Annotated in this window: 17 protein-coding genes and 1 pseudogene; 7 read left to right on the top strand and 11 right to left on the bottom strand. The window is 58.0% G+C overall.

Annotation, left to right across the window (positions count from 1 at the left end):
* Positions 1-23: 23 nt before the first annotated feature.
* The 10 genes from AC0KVQ_RS08565 to AC0KVQ_RS08520 all read right to left on the bottom strand — a co-directional run bounded on the left by AC0KVQ_RS08565 (position 24) and on the right by AC0KVQ_RS08520 (position 12,621).
* Positions 24-1,910 carry a potassium transporter Kup gene (locus AC0KVQ_RS08565; RefSeq protein WP_473420730.1) on the bottom strand — a complete coding sequence of 629 codons (1,887 nt, stop codon included), beginning with the start codon at positions 1,908-1,910 and terminating at the stop codon, positions 24-26.
* A gap of 15 nt (positions 1,911-1,925) precedes the next feature.
* The gene (gene kdpE, locus AC0KVQ_RS08560) at positions 1,926-2,615 is read right to left on the bottom strand and encodes a two-component system response regulator KdpE (protein WP_473420729.1); all 690 of its coding nucleotides are present in this window, start codon (positions 2,613-2,615) and stop codon (positions 1,926-1,928) included.
* Positions 2,608-4,119, bottom strand: a complete 1,512-nt coding sequence (locus tag AC0KVQ_RS08555) for a DUF4118 domain-containing protein (protein WP_473420728.1) — start codon at positions 4,117-4,119, stop codon at positions 2,608-2,610. The genes kdpE and AC0KVQ_RS08555 overlap by 8 nt, the downstream gene beginning before the upstream one ends.
* 104 nt (positions 4,120-4,223) lie before the next feature.
* Positions 4,224-5,207 carry a Gfo/Idh/MocA family protein gene (locus AC0KVQ_RS08550; RefSeq protein ID WP_473420727.1) on the bottom strand — a complete coding sequence of 328 codons (984 nt, stop codon included), beginning with the start codon at positions 5,205-5,207 and terminating at the stop codon, positions 4,224-4,226.
* A 253-nt stretch (positions 5,208-5,460) separates the two neighbouring features.
* On the bottom strand, positions 5,461-7,671 hold the full coding sequence (locus AC0KVQ_RS08545) for a DEAD/DEAH box helicase (protein WP_473420726.1): 2,211 nt from the start codon (positions 7,669-7,671) through the stop codon (positions 5,461-5,463).
* A 155-nt stretch (positions 7,672-7,826) separates the two neighbouring features.
* Positions 7,827-8,279: a YaiI/YqxD family protein gene (locus AC0KVQ_RS08540; protein WP_473420725.1), complete on the bottom strand. Its 453-nt coding sequence runs from the start codon at positions 8,277-8,279 to the stop codon at positions 7,827-7,829.
* Positions 8,279-8,896, bottom strand: coding sequence for a lytic transglycosylase domain-containing protein (locus tag AC0KVQ_RS08535; protein ID WP_473420724.1), 618 nt, complete (start codon positions 8,894-8,896; stop codon positions 8,279-8,281). The genes AC0KVQ_RS08540 and AC0KVQ_RS08535 overlap by 1 nt, the downstream gene beginning before the upstream one ends.
* Before the next feature lie 4 nt (positions 8,897-8,900).
* Entirely contained in the window at positions 8,901-10,616 is a 1,716-nt protein-coding gene (locus AC0KVQ_RS08530; protein WP_473420723.1) for a proline--tRNA ligase, read from the bottom strand.
* 46 nt (positions 10,617-10,662) lie between these two features.
* On the bottom strand, positions 10,663-11,019 hold the full coding sequence (locus tag AC0KVQ_RS08525) for a hypothetical protein (RefSeq protein ID WP_473420722.1): 357 nt from the start codon (positions 11,017-11,019) through the stop codon (positions 10,663-10,665).
* Between the two features lie 129 nt (positions 11,020-11,148).
* Entirely contained in the window at positions 11,149-12,621 is a 1,473-nt protein-coding gene (locus AC0KVQ_RS08520; protein WP_473420721.1) for a mannitol dehydrogenase family protein, read from the bottom strand.
* Positions 12,622-12,882: 261 nt separating this feature from the next.
* Here AC0KVQ_RS08520 and AC0KVQ_RS08515 point away from each other — a divergent pair, with 261 nt between their 5' ends.
* From AC0KVQ_RS08515 to AC0KVQ_RS08485, 7 genes are all read left to right on the top strand, one after another.
* Positions 12,883-13,866: a TRAP transporter substrate-binding protein gene (locus AC0KVQ_RS08515; RefSeq protein ID WP_473420720.1), complete on the top strand. Its 984-nt coding sequence runs from the start codon at positions 12,883-12,885 to the stop codon at positions 13,864-13,866.
* A gap of 86 nt (positions 13,867-13,952) precedes the next feature.
* A complete protein-coding gene (locus AC0KVQ_RS08510; RefSeq protein ID WP_473420719.1) occupies positions 13,953-14,459 on the top strand; it encodes a TRAP transporter small permease in 507 nt (168 codons plus the stop codon).
* A gap of 1 nt (position 14,460) precedes the next feature.
* Entirely contained in the window at positions 14,461-15,750 is a 1,290-nt protein-coding gene (locus tag AC0KVQ_RS08505) for a TRAP transporter large permease (RefSeq protein ID WP_473420718.1), read from the top strand.
* Positions 15,751-15,834: 84 nt separating this feature from the next.
* On the top strand, positions 15,835-16,527 hold the full coding sequence (locus tag AC0KVQ_RS08500) for a GntR family transcriptional regulator (protein WP_473420717.1): 693 nt from the start codon (positions 15,835-15,837) through the stop codon (positions 16,525-16,527).
* Between the two features lie 98 nt (positions 16,528-16,625).
* Complete coding sequence (tsaA, locus tag AC0KVQ_RS08495) at positions 16,626-17,324, top strand: tRNA (N6-threonylcarbamoyladenosine(37)-N6)-methyltransferase TrmO (RefSeq protein WP_473420716.1); 699 nt, start codon at positions 16,626-16,628, stop codon at positions 17,322-17,324.
* A gap of 1 nt (position 17,325) precedes the next feature.
* Positions 17,326-18,240, top strand: a complete 915-nt coding sequence (locus AC0KVQ_RS08490) for a patatin-like phospholipase family protein (protein ID WP_473420715.1) — start codon at positions 17,326-17,328, stop codon at positions 18,238-18,240.
* Between the two features lie 5 nt (positions 18,241-18,245).
* A complete protein-coding gene (locus tag AC0KVQ_RS08485; RefSeq protein WP_473420714.1) occupies positions 18,246-18,473 on the top strand; it encodes a zinc ribbon domain-containing protein in 228 nt (75 codons plus the stop codon).
* Positions 18,474-18,583: 110 nt separating this feature from the next.
* Here AC0KVQ_RS08485 and AC0KVQ_RS08480 read toward each other — a convergent pair.
* Positions 18,584-18,839: pseudogene (locus AC0KVQ_RS08480) on the bottom strand (hypothetical protein); the annotation flags it as partial.

The raw sequence follows: 18,839 nt of genomic DNA, 5'->3' as shown, positions 1-18,839 counted from the left end.
CTGCCCCCTTTTCATCCTCTCGCCTACATTTCGATCTGCGTACCCATCTCGACTACCCGGTTGGGTGGAATGCCAAAGTAGGTTGTAGCGCGCATCGCGTTGGATGACATCCAGGAAAACAGCCCGTGCTGCCACCAGGTCAGGGCCGGGTGACGCGCCTTGACCACGGTCTCGCGCGAGAGGAAGTAGGACGTACGCATCGGATCGAAATCGAGTTCCGGCTGCAATTGCATGACCTGATTCTGGATCGAGGTCACACTCACATCATCCTTGAAGCCCAGCGTGGCGATCACCTGATAGAACGTTTCGCCCAGTTTGCGGATCACTACCTGTTCGCGCAGCGGCACATACGGCTCATCGCTGGTCTGGATTGTCATGAACACCACCTGCTCATGCAGCACCTTGTTGTGCTTGAGGTTGTGCAGCAGGGCATGCGGTACGGAATCGGTACTGCCGGTCATGAACACGGCCACCCCTTCCACGCGCTGCGGTGGCGCCATCTCCAGACTTTCCACGAAGCCGCGCAGCGGCAACTCGCCTTCACGCAACTTGCGATACAGAATCATGCGCCCACGCTTCCAGGTCATCATCAGCGTGAATACGATCAGGCCGATCAGCAGCGGGAACCAGCCGCCTTCGACCAGCTTGAACATGTTGGCGGAAAGGAAACTGGCATCCACCAGCAGGAAACAGCCAACGGCCCCCCACACCAACAGACGCAGCGGCCCTTTCAAACCGCGTCCGAGCACGGTCAGTGCAATCGAAGTTTCGATCACCATCGTGGCGCATACCGAGAAACCATAGGCGGACGCCAGGTTGCCCGACGATTTGAAGGTCAGCACCAGCACAATCACTGCCACCAGCAAGAACCAGTTGATCTGCGGCACATAGATCTGGCCGATTTCATGCTCGGAGGTATGCCGTACAGCCATTCGTGGGCAATAACCCAAGTGAACGGCCTGATTGGTCACGGAAAACGCACCGGAAATCACCGCCTGCGAAGCGATCACCGTCGCACAGGCTGCCAGCACCACCATCGGCACCATGGCCCAATCCGGCGCCAGCAGGTAGAACGGGTTCTTGATCGCGGCAGGCGTGCGCAGCAGCAAGGCACCCTGACCAAAATAGTTGAGGGTGAGTGCCGGCAGCGCGACAAAAAACCATGCCCGGCGAATGGCATCGCGACCGAAATGCCCCATATCGGCGTAGAGTGCTTCGCCCCCGGTAACGGCCAGCACCACTGCGCCCAGGGTGGTAAAAGCCAGCAGCGGGGATTGGGCAAAGAAACTCATGGCATGGAGCGGGCTGAGCGCCTGCAAGACCTCAGGCGTCTTGACAATGCTGATCACGCCCAAGGTTGCCAACGTGGCAAACCAGACCATGATGATCGGGCCGAACAGCTTGCCTACCGCGGAAGTGCCATGCTTTTGCAACATGAACAGTGCAATCAGCACGATGATAGTCAGCGGCAAGATATATTGATCAAACGCATGTGAAATCACGCTGATCCCTTCAAAGGCGGACAGCACCGAGATCGCGGGTGTGATCATGCCATCGCCGTAAAACAGCGCTGCGCCAAAAATTGCCAGGATGACGATCAGGCGGGAACGTTTACTGCCTGGAGTCTGGCCGCGTTGCGCCAGCGCCATCAAAGCCAGGATACCGCCCTCGCCCTTGTTGTCGGCACGCATGATCGCCAGCAGGTATTTGAACGACACCACCATCATGATCGACCAGAAGATCAGCGACAGGATGCCGAAAATATGCGCGGCTTGCGGACTGCCGCCACTTGCGTGCAACAGGCTTTCTTTCAGCGCGTAGAGCGGGCTGGTACCGATATCGCCAAAAACAACACCCAGCGCTGCCAAGGTAAGCGCAGCCTGCCGGTTATTGCTGGAAGGTGATTGCATGATTGTTCCTGTTTACTAGATTTGGAATTTGTAACCGATACCGGACAAGGTGAGCAGATGCACGGGCTGGGCCGGGTCTGCTTCCAGTTTCTGACGCAAGCGACTCATGTAGATGCGCAGGTAATGGCTGCTCTCACTGTGATTCGGCCCCCAGACTTCCTGCATCAGCATGCGGTGCGTCAGCGCCTTGCCCGCCCCGCTGATCAGCGCGCACAACAGGCGGTATTCGATCGGGGTCAGATGGACAGCTTCGCCGTTGCGAGTCACTTCGCGACGCGAGAAATCGACGCAGACATCGCCAAACGTGACCGTAGGCGTCGGTTCCTGCTGCCGCACATGCCGGCGTATCAGTGCCCGCACGCGGGCGATCAGCTCGCCAACACCAAACGGCTTGGTCAGATAATCATCGGCACCGGCATCGAGCGCATCGATCTTGTCGGTTTCATCGCTGCGTGCGGACAGCACCAGCACCGGCGCCTCGGACCAGCTGCGAAAATCGCGGATCAGTTCGACGCCATCCATATCCGGCAAGCCCAGATCCAGAATCAGCAGATCAGGCCGACGGGTACCGGCATCAATCAAGCCGCGCTGCCCGGTCTCGGCCTCGACCACTTTCCACGCCTGCCCTTCCAGCGCGGTACGCACGAAGCGCCGGATATGCGGCTCGTCTTCGATCAGCAGAATGGTGATGGTCGCATCAGACATGTTCGACTTCGTCCTCTACCTGCGGCGGCGTGCCAAGTGGCAAGCGCAACACCACGCAGGCACCGCCTTGCGGCCGGTTGATCGCCGTGATCTTTCCGCCATGCGCCTCGGCAATGGCCTTGCAGATGCCCAAACCAAGCCCGACGCCAGGCTTGTTCGACTCGGCCTCGCCGCGTTCGAACAATTCAAACAATTGCTCGATGCGATCAGCCGGGAAGCCCGGGCCATGATCACACACCTCCAGGCAGGCGTACGGTTCATCCAGCCAGGTACGAATCTCAATGGGCTGATCAGCCGGTGAGTATTTGGCTGCGTTCTCGATCAGGTTGCACAGCACGCGCTCGATCAGCACAGCATCGAACTCGACCAGCGGCAGATCCGGGGTCTGACGGACCAGGACAGGCCGCTCGCCCAGCGCCGGGCGCAACAGATGCAGGGCGGCACTGATCACGTCCTCGAACAGTTGCCAATCCCGGCGCAGTACCACCTTGCCCGATTGCAGACGCGCCATATCAAGCAGATTGGTCAGCAACTGGAACATCGCCTGCGCCTGGCCGCGGATCAGCAACGCATTGGCGCGCGCCGAATCCGTCAGTTCCTCAGTTTGCGCCAGGGTATCGGCCAGACCGACCAGGGCTGTCAGCGGCGTGCGCAGATCATGCGACAGGGCCGACAGCAGCGAGCTGCGCAATTTCTCGGCACTGATCTGCAATTCGGTACGGCTGGCCACCTCCACGTAATGCAGGCGCTCGATCGCAATCGCCAGCAGCGAGGCCAAAGTCGCAAACTGCTCTGGCTTGCCGGCCAGGTATTGCTTCAGTGAGGATTGTGGATAGATCGCCAGTACACCGCGCACGCACATTGGCGCCACCAGCGGCAGATACTGCACACCGGCCACCGCGCCCTGGCCATGCACACATTTGCTATTTTCAAAAGCCTGCGCCAGGCAAGCCAGCTCATCCGCGCTGGCAGTACCCGTTTCGAGCTTGCGCTCCGGGCTTAACAGAAACAACTGTCCCCGGCATTGGCGAATACTTAGATACGCCTGCATGGCCTCTTCCACCTGGATCAGCGTGGCAGCGCCGGTCAGCTTGCGCCCGAGTTCATACAAATCTTCGGTTTCCCGTTCGTGCCGGGCCACCTGTTCGGTTTCTTCCTGCAGATTGGCAGTCAGGCGGGTCGTGATCAGCCCCACGGCCAGCATGACCGCCAGCGTGATCAGATACAGGCCATCACTGACAGCGAAGGTGAAATGCGGCGGCACATAGAAAAAATCAAACAGCGCCACGCCGAATACTGCGGAAAAAACCGCCGGACCGCGCCCGAGCTTGAGTGACACCAGAAACACCACCAGCAGAAACATCATCACGGCATTGGCCTGGTCCAGCGTATCGCTGAACGGCACGGTTGCCAGGGTGACTGCCGTGCATGCCACAGCGGCCAGCGCATAACGCGCCTTGGCTGACATGGAAGAAGCAGAGGTTTTTCCTGCAGTACCGATCATGACCGATCCCGGTTTATCACTGCTTACAACAATAGAGGATGTCAGGAAAAAACGGTGTAGATAGTTTTGGTGAATTTATAAATAAAAAGTAAATGGCGGACCCTTCAGAACATGATCACCGTACGCAGGTCAGCTGCCTGGCGCGCCAGCAAACTGGCACGCGTGCTGCGAAAAGCGTCCTGTGCCGACACCAGGCAAACGCCCTCTCCTTGGATCGACGCGACAAAATCGGCAAAACACTGGATTTCCGCTAGTTGCGGCAGCACCTGCTCGCCCGAATCGTTGATCAAATACACCTGCCGGTTGCGCACCTCGATGATTCCCGTACTGCCAACCACGCGCAGCCGATCGTCGTCGTGGCTTGGCGCTGCCGCAGGGCGCAAGTAGTCGATATTGACCGTGGCGGCCACATCATCCGTCAGCTCGAATGCGCAGATCGCACTGCTTTCGAGCTCGCCATGATCAAGGTTGGCGCAACACGAATGCCGGGCATAAACAGAAACAAATTCCTGCCCGCTGAACCAGCGCAGCCAGTCGATGGCGTGACACCCGACCCAAGGGATCGTGCCACCGAAGGTTTCACGTCGGGTGTAGAACGCAGGCCGCCTGCCAAGCCGGTAGGACTTCTGCGCATGCATAAGGCGCACGGAACCGATCGCCCCCTGCAGCACCGCCTGCCGGGCCGTCAGAAACCAGGGCTTGTAACGAATACCGAACATCGCGGCCAGGTGCACGCCGGATACCCGCCACAACCGCTCCAGCTCGTCCAATTCCTGCAGCGTGGTCGCCAGCGGCTTTTCCGCATAGACATGGATGCCACGTCGCAGACATTCGGCATTGATGCAGCCATGATCGCCAAAGTGCGGATTGACCGCCACGATTTCCGGGCGACACATATCCAGCATCGTGCGCCAGTCGGCAAAAGCCTGCGGCGTCAGGCCCTTTGCGGCAAGGCGTGACTGCAGCTTGGACAGGTCCTCATCTGCCGAGCCGGGCGCATAGCCACACAATGCCAAATCCGCAAGCTGAGCCAGCCCGTCGAGCACGTAGTCGAAATGCCCGGAACCCCCAATGATGCATAACTTCATACACGCCTTTTCCGGTCAGATTCTGTTGACGTTTTGATGGTACCAATCGGCATGTCCGGTTACAAAAATGCCCTGCTCGGGGAGCAGGGCATTAGGCTCTGTTGACGTTTGATTGTTTTTTACGCAAGCCCGCCAACTTGCCGGGGCGAGAAGCCAAGCGCAAGCAAGGTTGTAGCCTTGCGAGCATTGGCGACAAAGCCACCAGCAAGAATGGCGGGCTTGCCCAAATATCAACAGAGCCTAGCAGACAGAATCAGGCCTTGGGTTTTCGGCGCGGTGACTTGGCGCCACCCGCATCCGAATCATCCCGGCGCTTGACGGTCGGCTTGCCCGCTGCTCCAGGTTTACCCGGAACTGGTTTGATACGGCGCGGCGTCGCTTCCGGCGGCATCTCGCCACCTCGGCTGATGCGCAGCGTCTGCCCGGCGACCCATACACGCTGCAATTTCGACAACAGATCGTCGGGCATGCCATCGGGCAGCTCGACCAAGCTGTAGTTATCAAAGATTGCAATCTGGCCGATCAGCTTGGCATCCAGTTGCGCCTCGTTGGCGATCGCGCCAACGATCTGGCCCGGCGTCACGGCATGCTGGCGGCCGACCTCGATGCGATAGGTGCTGGACTTGCTGGCGGACTTGGTACGAAGCTTGTCCTTTTTCGGCTTGGCGGCTGCTTCCTCTGGCGCTGCAACCGCCTCCTGCAGCGAACGCTCGACTGTTGCCTCCAGCGAAACCTTCGGCGCAGCAGTTTTCACTGGCTTGGCCGTCTCGCTGGGGGCCTGATCGGGACGGATTTGCAATGCCCGGCCGGCCACCCGCACGTTCTGGAGCTGCTCAAGTGTTTCGGCACCCAGGCTTTGCGGCAGATCGACAATCGCATAATCATCATAAATATCGATGCGGCCGATGTTTTTCGAATCCAGATTGGCTTCGTTGGCAATCGCCCCCACGATATTGCCCGGCTTCACGCCATGCGCGTAACCCACTTCGATGCGGTAGCTTTTCATACCCGCTTCCGCCGCGCGGAACACGCGCTCTTTCTTCGGCAGATCAGTGCGTGGTTCACGCTCACGCTCGGCACGCGGACGGCGATCGGGCCGTTCTGAACGCTCGGAACGCTCTTCGCTCCAGGCTTCACGCTTGGGTTTTTCCAGCAACAAGGGCACACCACCGCGCGCCAGCTTCGCGAGCGCTGCAGCAATCTCGATCGCCGGGATGTTGTGTTCGCGCTCGTAATCTTCGACCAGCGATGCAAACAGCTCCAGCTCGCCTGCGGCCAGCGTTTCGGTAATCTGATCCTTGAACCGGGCAATGCGCACATCGTTCACAGCCTGGATCGTCGGCAATTCCAGCGGAGCGACCGGCTGGCGCGTGGAACGCTCGATCATTTTCAGCAGGTTGCGTTCACGCGGGGTAATAAACAGGATGGCTTCGCCACTGCGCCCTGCCCGCCCGGTACGGCCGATACGGTGGGTATAGCTTTCAGGGTCGGTCGGCACATCGTAGTTGATGACGTGGCTGATACGCTCGACATCCAGCCCGCGTGCGGCAACGTCGGTTGCCACCAGAATGTCAATGCTGCCGTCCTTGAGCTGAGCGATGATGCGCTCACGCTGCTGCTGTTGCAGGTCGCCGTTGATCGCGGCGGCGGAGAAACCGCGCGCCAGCAGTTTTCCTGCCAATTCTTCCGTGCCCAGCTTGGTGCGCGCAAAGATGATCATGCCGTCGAACGGTTCGGCTTCCAGGATACGCGTCAGCGCATCGAGCTTGTGCATGCCGCTGACCAGCCAGTAGCGCTGGTGGATATTTTCGGCGGTGCCCGTCTTGGCAGCCACTGTCACTTCAGCCGGTTCGCGCAGATATGTCTTGGCAATGCGCTTGATGGCAGAAGGCATGGTGGCAGAGAACAGCGCGGTCTGACGCGTTGCCGGCGTTTCCTGCAGGATGCGCTCGACATCGTCGATAAAGCCCATGCGCAGCATTTCGTCGGCCTCATCCAGCACCAGATTCTTGATCTGGGAAAGATCCAGCGAGCCCTTGTCCAGATGGTCGATCACCCGGCCCGGTGTGCCGACAATCACATGCACGCCACGACGCAAGGCAGAAAGCTGCGGTCCGTAGCTCTGTCCACCATAGATCGGCAGCACATGGAAGCCGGGAATATGCGCGGCGTAGCGCTGGAAAGCTTCGGCCACCTGGATGGCCAGTTCGCGCGTGGGGGCCAGCACCAGCGCCTGCGGGGTACGCTGCTCAAGGTCGATGCGCGCCAGAATCGGCAGCGCGAATGCCGCCGTCTTGCCGGTGCCGGTCTGGGCCTGGCCCAGCACATCGCGCCCGTTCAGCAGATAGGGAATGGTTTGCGCCTGGATCGGCGAAGGAGATTCGTAGCCGACCTCCTGCAGAGCGCGCAACAGCGGCTCGCCCAGATCAAGATCAGCAAACAGGGAAACAGAAACTTCAGACATGGAGAACTCACAAGAGGGCCGGCTCGCCGGATGCGAACAGACTAACCGGGTATTATACCCTTTAGTCGCCCCACCCTGCCCGCCAAACGCCGGCCGGCGATGCGCAATAGGTATTTCTACCACCGATTCCTGCAAGTGCAACCTCTTGAGCCTATTCAGGACTGGGCACGTTTTGCCAGTAATCGATCCAGCTGGCTGGCAAAGGCCTGGCGATCCGCCAGGCTAAAGGCATCCGGACCACGGGTTTCGATGCCGCTGGCGCGCAGGATATCGAGAAAATCGCGCATATTGAGCCGCTCGCGGATATTTTCCGGCGAATAGCGCTCGCCACGCGGGTTGAGCGCAATGGCACCCTTGGCTATCACCTCGGCCGCCAGCGGGATATCGGCGGTAATCACCAGATCGCCCACCTCGGCGCGCTGCACGATTTCGTTGTCGGCCACATCGAAGCCATGCGGCACCTGCACAGCACGGATAAAGGCGGAACGCGGAACCGCGATCAACTGATTGGCAACCAGCGTCACATTGACCTGCCAGCGTTCAGCAGCGCGAAACAGAATTTCCTTGATCACCTTGGGGCAGGCGTCGGCATCCACCCAGATCTGCATCAGCGCGCTCCGTTGCGGGCAAGCTGGACAGGCGGCTCCCACGAAAAGCGGCTCTTCCAGGCGCCATGCACCAGGTTCGGATATTCGGCCCGGCCCAGGCTGCCGTTGTAGCGGCCAAGCGCTCGGAACAGATCGCCTTTTTCAATATCGAGATAATGGCGCAGGATGGTGCAGCCAAAACGCAGATTGGTATGCATGTCGAACAGATTATGTTCGCTACTGCCGATCTGGCGCACCCAGAACGGCATCACCTGCATCAACCCGCGCGCACCGGCACTGGAGATGGCGTAACGATTGAAGCCGCTCTCGACATGAATCAGCCCCAGCACCATTTGCGGATCGAGCCCGGCGCGCGTGGCTTCATAGTGAATAGCCGTGAGCAGCTTGCGCCGGATAAATTCATCCGGCACGCGCTTTGCCAGGCGTGCCGACATCTCATTGAGCCAGGCATCGCCCTCGGCCGGATTACGAAATACCAGACGCGGTTCGACCCGGTCATTGATCGAGCGCTGCATCGCAGTCTGCACCGACTGCGACAAATCTTCCTCGCGCTGCGTGCCGGCATGGGCCAGGCCTACCGCCAGCAACAGGCACAAAGCAAGGCAGCGCAAGGACATCAATTTACTCCGCCAGCTTGTTGCGAATGAAATCGGTCGCACCATCGAGCGCAATCTTTTCCATCTCGCCGCTACGACGCGACACGTACTCGATCAGACCCTCGGCCAGACCCTTGTCGCCAATGGTGAAACGGTGCGGAATGCCGATCAGCTCCATATCGGCAAACATCGAACCCGGGCGCTCGTTGCGGTCATCGAGCAGCACATCCACACCGGCGGCCACCAGCTTCAGGTAGAGCGCATCGGCAGCAGCACGCACGGTTTCCGAACGGTGGTAGCCCATCGGCACGATGGCCACGGTGAACGGCGCCAGCGCGGCCGGGAAGATGATGCCCTTGTCGTCATGGCCCTGCTCGATGGCTGCTGCCACTACGCGCGATACGCCAATGCCATAGCAGCCCATTTCCATAACTTTCTGCTGACCATCCTGATCGGTGAACAGGCAGTTCATCGCCTCGGAATACTTGGTGCGCAACTGGAAGATATGGCCCACTTCAATGCCGCGGCACAGCTCCAGCCTGCCCTTGCCATCCGGGCTCGGATCGCCGGCCACCACGTTGCGGATGTCGGCCACCACAACCGGATCGGGCAGATCGCGCAGGAAGTTCACGCCAGTCAGGTGGTAGCCCGGCTTGTTGGCGCCACAGACAAAATCGCTCATGGCAAACACGGTGCGGTCAGCAATCACGCGCACCGATTCCGGAACACCGACCGGACCGATATACCCCGGACGGCAGCCGAGCGTGCTTTCCACTTCGGCTTCCGTGGCAAAACGGAAGGTCGCCAGGCCATCGATCTTGTTGGTTTTCACTTCATTCAGGTTGTGATCGCCACGCAACAGCAACAGGTGGAACACACCCTCGTCGTTGACCACTGCAATGGCCTTGACGGTTTTATCCAGTGGCAGATTCAGGAATTTGGCCACATCCTCGCAGGCAATCTTGCCCGGCGTGGCAACTTCCTGCATATCCTGGAGCGCGCGGGCTCGGTGGTGCGCCGGCGCCACGGCTTCGGCCAGCTCAACGTTGGCGGCATAATCCGAATCCGGGCAGTAGGCGAGCAAATCCTCGCCCGCATCGGCCAGCACATGGAATTCATGGCTGCCCGAACCGCCAATTGCGCCGGTATCGGCTGCCACGGCACGGAAAGTCAGACCCAGACGGCTGAAGATATTGCTGTAGGTCTGGTGCATCACCGAATAGGTGGCCTCCAGACTTTCATAGTTGGCATGGAAGGAATAGGCATCCTTCATCATGAATTCGCGCGCGCGCATCACACCGAAACGCGGACGGATTTCGTCGCGGAACTTGACCTGGATCTGGTAGAAATTGGCCGGCAATTGCTTATACGAACGCAATTCGGTACGGGCGATATCGGTAATCACCTCTTCGTGCGTCGGACCGAAACAGAAATCGCGCTCGTGCCTATCCTTGATCTTGAGCATCTGCGGGCCAAACACTTCCCAGCGCCCGGTTTCCTGCCACAGCTCGGCCGGCTGGACCGTGGGCATCAACAGCTCCTGCGCGCCTGCGCGATTCATTTCTTCGCGCACCACGGCTTCCACTTTCTTCAGAATGCGCAGACCGAGCGGCATCCAGGTATAGAGCCCGGAGCCCAGGCGCTTGATGATGCCGGCGCGCAGCATCAGTTTGTGGGAAACCAGTTCAGCCTCGGCCGGGGCCTCTTTGAGCGTGGAGAGATAAAGTTGCGAAGTGCGCATGATGTCAGCCTGCAGGGGAATTCGGTAAACGTGGGATTATAGCGTGTTACGCTGCAGCATCAGAGCCGGCAGCCGCCTTCTTCTTGGCTTCGATTTCGACCAGCTTGGCGGCAATTTTCGGGCGCAGCACATTCATCATCACGATATCGCGCACCCACATCCACAACAGCAGCCAGCCCACCAGAATCACCAGATACAAAGCCGCACTTTCCCGCACGCCCGGAAACTGGCTCATCAGGATCGGATTGACGATGAAATGCACACTGGCCAATACCACGAACATCAGGACCAGAGACGATACGGTACGCTCCTTCAGGAAGGTTCCGCGCAACAGCACACGGCGCTCCCATTTGGACAGACCTGCGAGTTCAGGAACATTTTCAGCACGAAAGTAAATAGCCATAGCGAATTGAATGTAAACGGGAAAGGCGCTCAGTTTCCGGGGCAAAAGCCGCTTTGGCAAGCCCCATAAACAAAACCGGCTCGCGACCCAAAGCCGCGAACCGGTTGAAGAATGAAACTACTGTGTCAATCAGGCGTACTGGCGGGCCGTCGCCTTGGCACCATTGGCTTGCAGGCTATCGGCTGCGGCACGAATGGCTGCCACCACTTGCGGATTAGAAGCCAGTTCCTGCGGGAAGATTTCACGCACGGCCAACAGCGTTTCCACCAGCTTGGCATTGTCGCCGCCGGTCTGTGCCGCGAGCGCAGTCAGGCGCTCGGCCATCGGGTCGTTCACACTGTACGTCTGGCCTGCTTCGGACTTGCACAGCAGGAAGCGCATCCACGCCGCCACAGCCAAGGCCAGGCGGTTGAACGATTGACCCGTAGCAATGCGATCTGCAATCACACCCAGAATGCGCGGGGGCAATTTCAGGCTGCCATCCATCGAGATCTGGGCGGTCTTGTGCTTGAGTGACGGATTGGCATAGCGCTTGAGCAGCTGATCGCGATAAGCCACGCGATCAAAGCTGTCCGGTACGGTCAGCGTCGGGGCGACTTCCTGATCCATCATGTTGCGGATCAGGTTGAAGATATCCTCATCGGCAATCGCTTCATCCACGGTCTCGAACCCGGCCAGCATCGACAGATAGGCAATGGTCGAGTGCGTGCCGTTGAGCATGCGCAGCTTGGCCAGTTCATACGGAATCACGTCATCGACCAGCATGGCACCGGCTTTTTCCCAGGCCGGACGACCCATGGCGAAATTGTCTTCAATTACCCACTGACGGAAGTCTTCGCACGGCACCGGCCAGGCATCGACCATACCCAGTGCCTTGGCGGCAGCCTCACGCTCACCATCGGTCGTGGCCGGGGCAATGCGGTCGACCATGGTCGACGGGAAGCGTACGTTCTCGGCGATCCACTTGGCCAGATCCTTATCCAGCGCTTCGGCAAATTGCAGCACCACATTGCGCAGGATGGTGCCGTTATGCGCCAGGTTGTCGCACGACAACACGGTGAACGGATATTCCTTGCGGTTCTTCAAAGCCCATACCAGGTAGCCAGGGGCGGTCTTGGGCTGTTCTGGATTCGCCAGGTCGTGTTGCACGCCCGGATTGTTGAAATCCAGACCGCTGGTTTTCGGGTCGTAGCAATAGCCCTTCTCGGTTACGGTCAGCGACACGATCTTCACTTGTGGGCTGAGCAGCAGATCCTTCAATTCCTGCGACTGGCGCGGCGCCACGATCACCTTCTTGATCGAGCGGATCACCTGTGGCTTTTCCCCGTCACGGTCACGCACCAGCACGGTGTAGAGGCAATCCTGTTCCTGTAGCGCAGCCTGCATGGCTACGTCATCCAACAGCGTTACACCGCAGATACCCCAGTCACCACCGGCGGCCAGCATCGCCTCTTCGGTATAGATGGCCTGGTGGGCGCGATGGAAGTTACCGAGACCAAAGTGGACGATGCCGATAGCCGGATCACCCAACTCTTTGTCAAACAAAAACTTTTTCAGATTTGGCAACTGTGAACGGTTCAGACGGGGGAGGGATTCGGCCATGGCAGGGCTCCTGTTGGATTTTTGATGACAGGGAAGACGAGTTCAAAAAAATTCTTGAACTTGGCTGGTATATTAGTATATGTTTGTAACCGCAACAAGACTACAAACGGCAATCAACCGTAAAAAGTCACGTTGCATTCATGGATAAATAAAGTTGATGGCCTATGCTGTCACAGACAAGAGGGTCAAAAAAGACTCCACAGGCATTCCGCCACAAAGCAGTTAAAAACACTCGTTCTATTACTCAAGTAGGAGAAAGACATGGTTCGCTTTAACGGAAAAATCGCTCGTATCGTTGCCGCCACTGCTGCCACACTGATCTGCGCCAGCTCAGCACAAGCCGCACCGATCGTTCTGAAGCTTGGCCACATCGCCAACGAAGAAAACTCCTGGCACAAGGGCTCGCTGAAGTTTGCCGAAGAAGTCAAAGCACTGACCAAGGGTGCAGTTGAAGTCAAGGTATTCCCGAACGATTCGCTCGGCAAGGAAATGGATCTGAACAACGGCATGCAACTGGGCACCGTTGACATGAACATTACCGGCGAATCCCTGCAGAACTGGGCACCCAAGGCTGCGATGCTAGCCCTGCCGTTTGCCTTCAAGAACCTTGAGGAAATGGACAAGGTTGTTCAAGGCCCGATCGGCGAGGAAATCAAGAAGGAAATCGCCGAGAAAGCCAAGATTGTTCCGCTGGCCTACTTCGCCCGTGGCGCGCGCTACCTGACCACCAACAAGCCGATCAAGACTGTTGACGATGTCAAGGGCCTGAAGATGCGCGTACCGAACGTGCCGGTATTCGTTGGCTACTGGCGTGCTGCCGGTGCCCAACCCACCCCGATGGCATTCGGCGAAGTGTTTACCTCGCTGCAAACCGGCGTGATCGAAGCCCAGGAAAATCCGCTGGCCCTGATCAAGTCCGCCAGCTTCTTCGAAGTGCAAAAGTACGTGAACCGTACCGAACACGTTCGCTCCTGGATCTACATCACCATCGGCCAGAAGTCCTTCAACAAGCTCAATGCCGAACAGCAGAAGGCTCTCTACGAAGCAGCAAAACGCGCCCAAGCCTACGAGCGTGAACTGATGATCGCTGACGAGAAGAAGCTGGAAGCCGAACTCAAGGCCAAGGGCATGACCTTCGTTGACACCGACACCAGCGGCTTTGCCAAGATTGCCAAGCAAGCCGTACTGGGTACCGTGAAGGACGAAATCAAGCCTACAGTTGAAAAGCTGTACACCGGCAAGTAAGCAACACCTCAATACGACCGCGCCAGCCGCTATTGGCTGGCCGGTTGTAATCGGCACCTTTTGCTTTTTGCCTTCAAGGAAAAAAAATGGTCGGAATACTCAAAGCTGCGGAAAAACTGATCAAGATCGGTATTTTCCTGGCCTTTACCCTGATGATTGTCGCCGTCACCGTGCAGATCTTCGGTCGCACGTTCATGGCACAGCCGCCGATCTGGACCGAAGAAATGTCGCGTATTGCTTTGCTGTACGTGCTGGGTCTGGGTGTGGGCGCCTCGGTACTGACTGGCGATCTGGTCAATGTCGACTTGGTACTGATGCACATGCCCCCGCCACTGCGCCGCGCGTGTGATCTGCTCTCCGCTGCGCTGGTCAGCATCTTCGGATTCATGCTGGTACCTGCTTCGTGGGAATTTACCGAACTCGGTGCCATGCAGACTTCGTCGGTACTGGTGAACCTAACCATGGATTATGTCTTTGTCACCATGACGCTCTTCTCTGTTTTGCTCGGCCTCTTCGGGCTGATCAAATTCATTGAACTGCTCGTTGGTATGAAAGAAACCGAATTCACCTCCCACAACGCGTCCGAGGTCTGACATGGGAATCGCAATACTTTTTGGCACTTTCTTTCTGTGTCTGGTCATTGGCGTACCTGTCGCCATCTGCCTGGGTGTTTCTTCCGTCGCCTATCTGCTGATGTATGCCGATATGCCACTGGTCGTTTTCCCGCAAAAGATCTTTGCCGGCGTTGATTCGTTCACGCTGCTGTGTATCCCCGGCTTTATCCTTGCCGGCAACCTGATGAACGGTGGCGGCATTACCGACCGTATCATCCGCTTTGCCAATGCCGGGGTGGGCTGGATTCGCGGCGGCCTGGGTCTGACCAACGTAGCAGGTTCGATGCTGTTCGCGGGCATTTCCGGTACCGCCGTGGCTGAAGCAGCATCGATCGGCGCGGTGATGATTCCCGGCATGAAAAAAGCCGGTTATCCGATCAGCTTTGCCGCTGCCATTACTGCCGCTGCTTCGACCGTGGGTCCGATCATCCCGCCGAGCGTTCCGATGATTATTGTCGGTGCCCTGACCGGGGTTTCAGTGGGCCGCATGTTCATGGCAGGTGCCATTCCCGGCCTGTTGCTCGGCTGCGGCATGATGCTGGTCTGCTACATTCTGGCTGTGAAAAACAACTACCCGCGCCAGGACTGGAAAGGCTGGGGCGAGTTGTGGGCTTCATTGCGCGGTGCAGTCTGGGCCTTGCTGCTGACAGCATTGATCATCGGCGGTCTTTTGAGCGGTGTGGTAACACCGACTGAAACCGCGATCCTGGCCTGTATCTATGCGTTTGTAGTGGGTATTTATATCTACAAGGGTATTACGCTGCGCCAGGTACCAAAGATCGTGATCGATAGCGCGGTGACTTCTGCCGCCCTGCTCGCGCTGGTCGGTATCGCCAACGTGTTCGGCTGGATCATGGCCGCGGAAGAAATTCCGCAAGCCATTGCCCAAGGCATGCTGTCCATTACCGACAACAAGTATGTGATCATCCTGTTGATCAACATCCTGTTGCTGGTCGTAGGCATGTTCATGGAAACGATTGCTGCGCTGATCATTCTGTTCCCGGCACTGATGGCAGTGACAACCAGCGTGGGCATCGATCCGGTGCACTTTGCCACGTTTGCTGTGCTGAACCTGATGATCGGTTTGACTACCCCGCCGGTTGGCGTGTGCATGTTTGTCTGTGCAAACATCGCCAAGACCCCGTTGTCGGATGTGATCAAGGCCATCTTCCCGTTCCTGGTGGGCAACATCATCGTGCTGTTCCTGGTTTCCTACATTCCGCAACTTTCGTTGTGGTTGCCCAACATGCTGTTTGGCGTAGCGAAATAAGTAATTGATATCCTTGATGGATAAATTCCGGCGGCAAGTTAAAATGCCGCCGGAATTGTTATTTACAGACTTGGCACACGATCCATGAAAAAGAAATCTCCGGCAGCAATCACTCCGGCCGTCTCCGCCGGACAGCAGATTTACAATGCGCTCAAACAATCGATTGTGAACTGCAAGTTCGCACCGGGAGAGCCCATTTCGGACAAGGAGATTTCCGAGATGTTCGGTGTCTCGCGCCAGCCGGTACGTGATGCCTTCATCAAGCTGGCCGAGGCTGGCTTGATCCAGATCCTGCCACAACGTGGCACATTCGTGCGCAAGATTTCTTCACGCCAGGTGCGCAACGCGCGCTTTATCCGCGAGGCCGTTGAAACCGCCATCGTACGTAAAGCCGCTTTGTCGATCAGCGACGAATATCTGATGGAACTCGACACCATCCTGACCAAGCAGATCTTTGCCGCACAGACCAACGACAAAGCATTGTTTCTGGAACTGGACGACGAATTCCACTTTATCCTGGCCAAATCCATCGATTGCATCGAAGCCTGGGACATGATCGAACACATCAAGGCGCAGATGGATCGTGTACGCTTCCTGACAATGCCGGATTTCTCCCCCATCGCCAAAATGGTCGACCAACACAAGGCCGTGGTCGAAGGTTTGCGTGCGCGCGACCCGGACAAGGCTGTCGCTGCCATGCACATGCACCTGACCGAAATGAGCCAGACCTTCAAGCCCACTGCAGAGCGCCATCCAGACTGGTTTGAAAACGACTGACTCCGCCATCTGTCACTTGAAATACCATCGTTCACCTGGCAGCCACATGGTTTGGCACAATACCGGCATACGTACTGCCACAGGCTTTTGTTCTCCCCGTGTCTGATCTTTTCAGTTTTACCCCCATCGGCTATCTGCGCACCCCGTTTCCGGACAAGTTCGGCATTCCACGCCAGCCAAGACTGGCGGCACATGCCGTCGGCACCTTGCGCTTGGCAGCCCCGTTTGATCGCCCCGAGGCCGTGCGGGGCCTGGAAGACTTCTCGCATGTATGGCTGACCTTTGTCTTCCACCAGACAGCTGGTGACTGGAACCCGACCGTGCGCCCCCCGCGACTGGGAGGCAACAAGCGCGTTGGCGTGTTTGCCAGCCGCTCACCCTTTCGGCCCAACCCGCTCGGGCTATCGCTGGTGGAACTTGCCGGCATTGACACTGTCGATGGTGTGGTATTGCGTTTTCGTGGCGTGGATCTGGTCGACAACACCCCGATTCTGGATATCAAGCCGTATATCCCGTTTGTGGAAAGCCAGCCCCAGGCGCTGGGCGGTTTTGTCGATGGTCCGCCTGCAGAATTGGCGGTAGTGTTCACCGCCACGGCCATGGCGCAATGCGAAGCCTGCCAGCACGATTATCCCGATCTGTCGGCACTGATTCAGGAAGTACTGGCCCAGGATCCACGACCGGCCTACGCTGCAGATCCGCAGCGCATTTACGGCGTACGCCTGTATGAATTTGATGTGAAATGGCGCAGTGATGGCTCAGCCGCCATCGTTGAAACTCTCGAAAGATCTAGCTGAAATGAAGAAAATACTGTCGGTCGGCCTGCTCACTTTGTTGCTGGCAGCCTGCCAATCCACACCGCCACAAGTTTCCCAGCCTGAACCTGCCAAGCCGCTGCCGCAACTGAAAATCGGCCTGGCTCTCGGCGGCGGCGCCGCCAAGGGTTTTGCCCATATCGGCGTGATCAAGATGCTGGAAGCCCAGGGCATCAGGCCCGATGTGGTGACCGGCACCAGCGCCGGCAGCGTGGTCGGCTCGCTGTATGCGGGTGGCATGGATGCGTTTGCACTGCAGATACACGCATTTGCGCTTGATGAAGCCCAGATCCGCGATGTCAGCCTGTTTTCCGGCGGACTGGTCAAAGGCGAGAAATTACAAAGCTATGTGAATACACTGCTGCAAAATCGCCCACTGGAAAAACTCGGCAAACCCTTTGCCGCCGTGGCCACGGAACTGGAAACCGGGCGGCGCGTGGTCTTTGTACGTGGCAATGCAGGTCAGGCCGTGCGCGCATCATCAAGCATTCCCGGTGTATTCGAACCAGTGATGATCAGTGGCAAGCGCTATGTTGATGGCGGCGTGGTCAGCCCGGTACCCGTGGATGCTGCACACGAACTGGGTGCAGATTTCATCATTGCCGTCGATATCTCGAAAAAAGCCAGCGATGGCGAGGCGAAAAACATGCTCGGCATCGTCAACCAGTCGATTGCCATCATGGGGCAAAAGCTGGGCGAACAGGAACTGGCACGCGCCGATGTTGTGATTCGGCCAAAGGTCGGCCAGATCGGTGCCACGGATTTTGATCTGAAAAACGTGGCAACCCTGGAAGGCGAAAAGGCCCTGCTGGCCGCCTTGCCGGAAATCCGCCAGAAGATGCTGGAAAAACAGAAATCCTTGGCCGCAAAACAGGGCTTGATTCAAGCCCAAAGGTGATCAATATGGAACGCTCCTGCCCCGCCTGTAATGCTGTACTGGAATATCAGGCGAATCATTGGCACTGCCCGCAATGTCAGACCAACTATCGGCTACGCGGGTTATGCGATACCTGTGGATCGGAACTGGAACGCCTGGCTGCCTGTGGTGCCACCAACTGGTTCTGCCCGCAATGCAATGAACTGAAGTCCAAGTCAGCCATCCACACCGAGTTGGTCCTTGTAGGAAAGTAAAAAAACCGCCAGGGGATACCTGGCGGTCAAGGAGAGTCCTACCCAACTCAGAAAACGAAATCGGCCCGGACGAGTACCTTGCACAAAGCAGGTTCCAGCCGGGCTTTCGATCAGAAGGTCAGCTGCACCTTCATCTGCGAACGGCGATCCGAGGCCAGCTCGAACGCTTCCACTGCCTTTTCGATTGGCAGGGTCGCGGTGATGATCGGCTTCACATTGATGCGACCTTCCTTCAACAGCCGCGCAGCCAGCGCGTATTCGCTGTGGAAACGGAAAGCACCCACCAGGCTGATTTCCTTGCCCACCAGCACGCCGATCGGAATCGATACGTCGCCACTCACGCCCACCTGCACGATCACGCCGCGC

The organism is Formivibrio sp. oc-25 (assembly GCF_055810895.1).
Note: the sequence above shows the minus strand (reverse complement) of the source record. Positions and strands in the feature narration are given on the sequence as shown.

What these genes read in the sequence shown, in the direction of transcription:
- AC0KVQ_RS08565 (WP_473420730.1), bottom strand. Translation starts at nt 1,910, where the DNA reads ATGCAATCACCTTCCAGCAATAACCGGCAGGCTGCGCTTACCTTGGCA.
- kdpE (WP_473420729.1), bottom strand. Translation starts at nt 2,615, where the DNA reads ATGTCTGATGCGACCATCACCATTCTGCTGATCGAAGACGAGCCGCAT.
- AC0KVQ_RS08555 (WP_473420728.1), bottom strand. Translation starts at nt 4,119, where the DNA reads ATGATCGGTACTGCAGGAAAAACCTCTGCTTCTTCCATGTCAGCCAAG.
- AC0KVQ_RS08550 (WP_473420727.1), bottom strand. Translation starts at nt 5,207, where the DNA reads ATGAAGTTATGCATCATTGGGGGTTCCGGGCATTTCGACTACGTGCTC.
- AC0KVQ_RS08545 (WP_473420726.1), bottom strand. Translation starts at nt 7,671, where the DNA reads ATGTCTGAAGTTTCTGTTTCCCTGTTTGCTGATCTTGATCTGGGCGAG.
- AC0KVQ_RS08540 (WP_473420725.1), bottom strand. Translation starts at nt 8,279, where the DNA reads ATGCAGATCTGGGTGGATGCCGACGCCTGCCCCAAGGTGATCAAGGAA.
- AC0KVQ_RS08535 (WP_473420724.1), bottom strand. Translation starts at nt 8,896, where the DNA reads ATGTCCTTGCGCTGCCTTGCTTTGTGCCTGTTGCTGGCGGTAGGCCTG.
- AC0KVQ_RS08530 (WP_473420723.1), bottom strand. Translation starts at nt 10,616, where the DNA reads ATGCGCACTTCGCAACTTTATCTCTCCACGCTCAAAGAGGCCCCGGCC.
- AC0KVQ_RS08525 (WP_473420722.1), bottom strand. Translation starts at nt 11,019, where the DNA reads ATGGCTATTTACTTTCGTGCTGAAAATGTTCCTGAACTCGCAGGTCTG.
- AC0KVQ_RS08520 (WP_473420721.1), bottom strand. Translation starts at nt 12,621, where the DNA reads ATGGCCGAATCCCTCCCCCGTCTGAACCGTTCACAGTTGCCAAATCTG.
- AC0KVQ_RS08515 (WP_473420720.1), top strand. Translation starts at nt 12,883, where the DNA reads ATGGTTCGCTTTAACGGAAAAATCGCTCGTATCGTTGCCGCCACTGCT.
- AC0KVQ_RS08510 (WP_473420719.1), top strand. Translation starts at nt 13,953, where the DNA reads ATGGTCGGAATACTCAAAGCTGCGGAAAAACTGATCAAGATCGGTATT.
- AC0KVQ_RS08505 (WP_473420718.1), top strand. Translation starts at nt 14,461, where the DNA reads ATGGGAATCGCAATACTTTTTGGCACTTTCTTTCTGTGTCTGGTCATT.
- AC0KVQ_RS08500 (WP_473420717.1), top strand. Translation starts at nt 15,835, where the DNA reads ATGAAAAAGAAATCTCCGGCAGCAATCACTCCGGCCGTCTCCGCCGGA.
- AC0KVQ_RS08490 (WP_473420715.1), top strand. Translation starts at nt 17,326, where the DNA reads ATGAAGAAAATACTGTCGGTCGGCCTGCTCACTTTGTTGCTGGCAGCC.
- AC0KVQ_RS08485 (WP_473420714.1), top strand. Translation starts at nt 18,246, where the DNA reads ATGGAACGCTCCTGCCCCGCCTGTAATGCTGTACTGGAATATCAGGCG.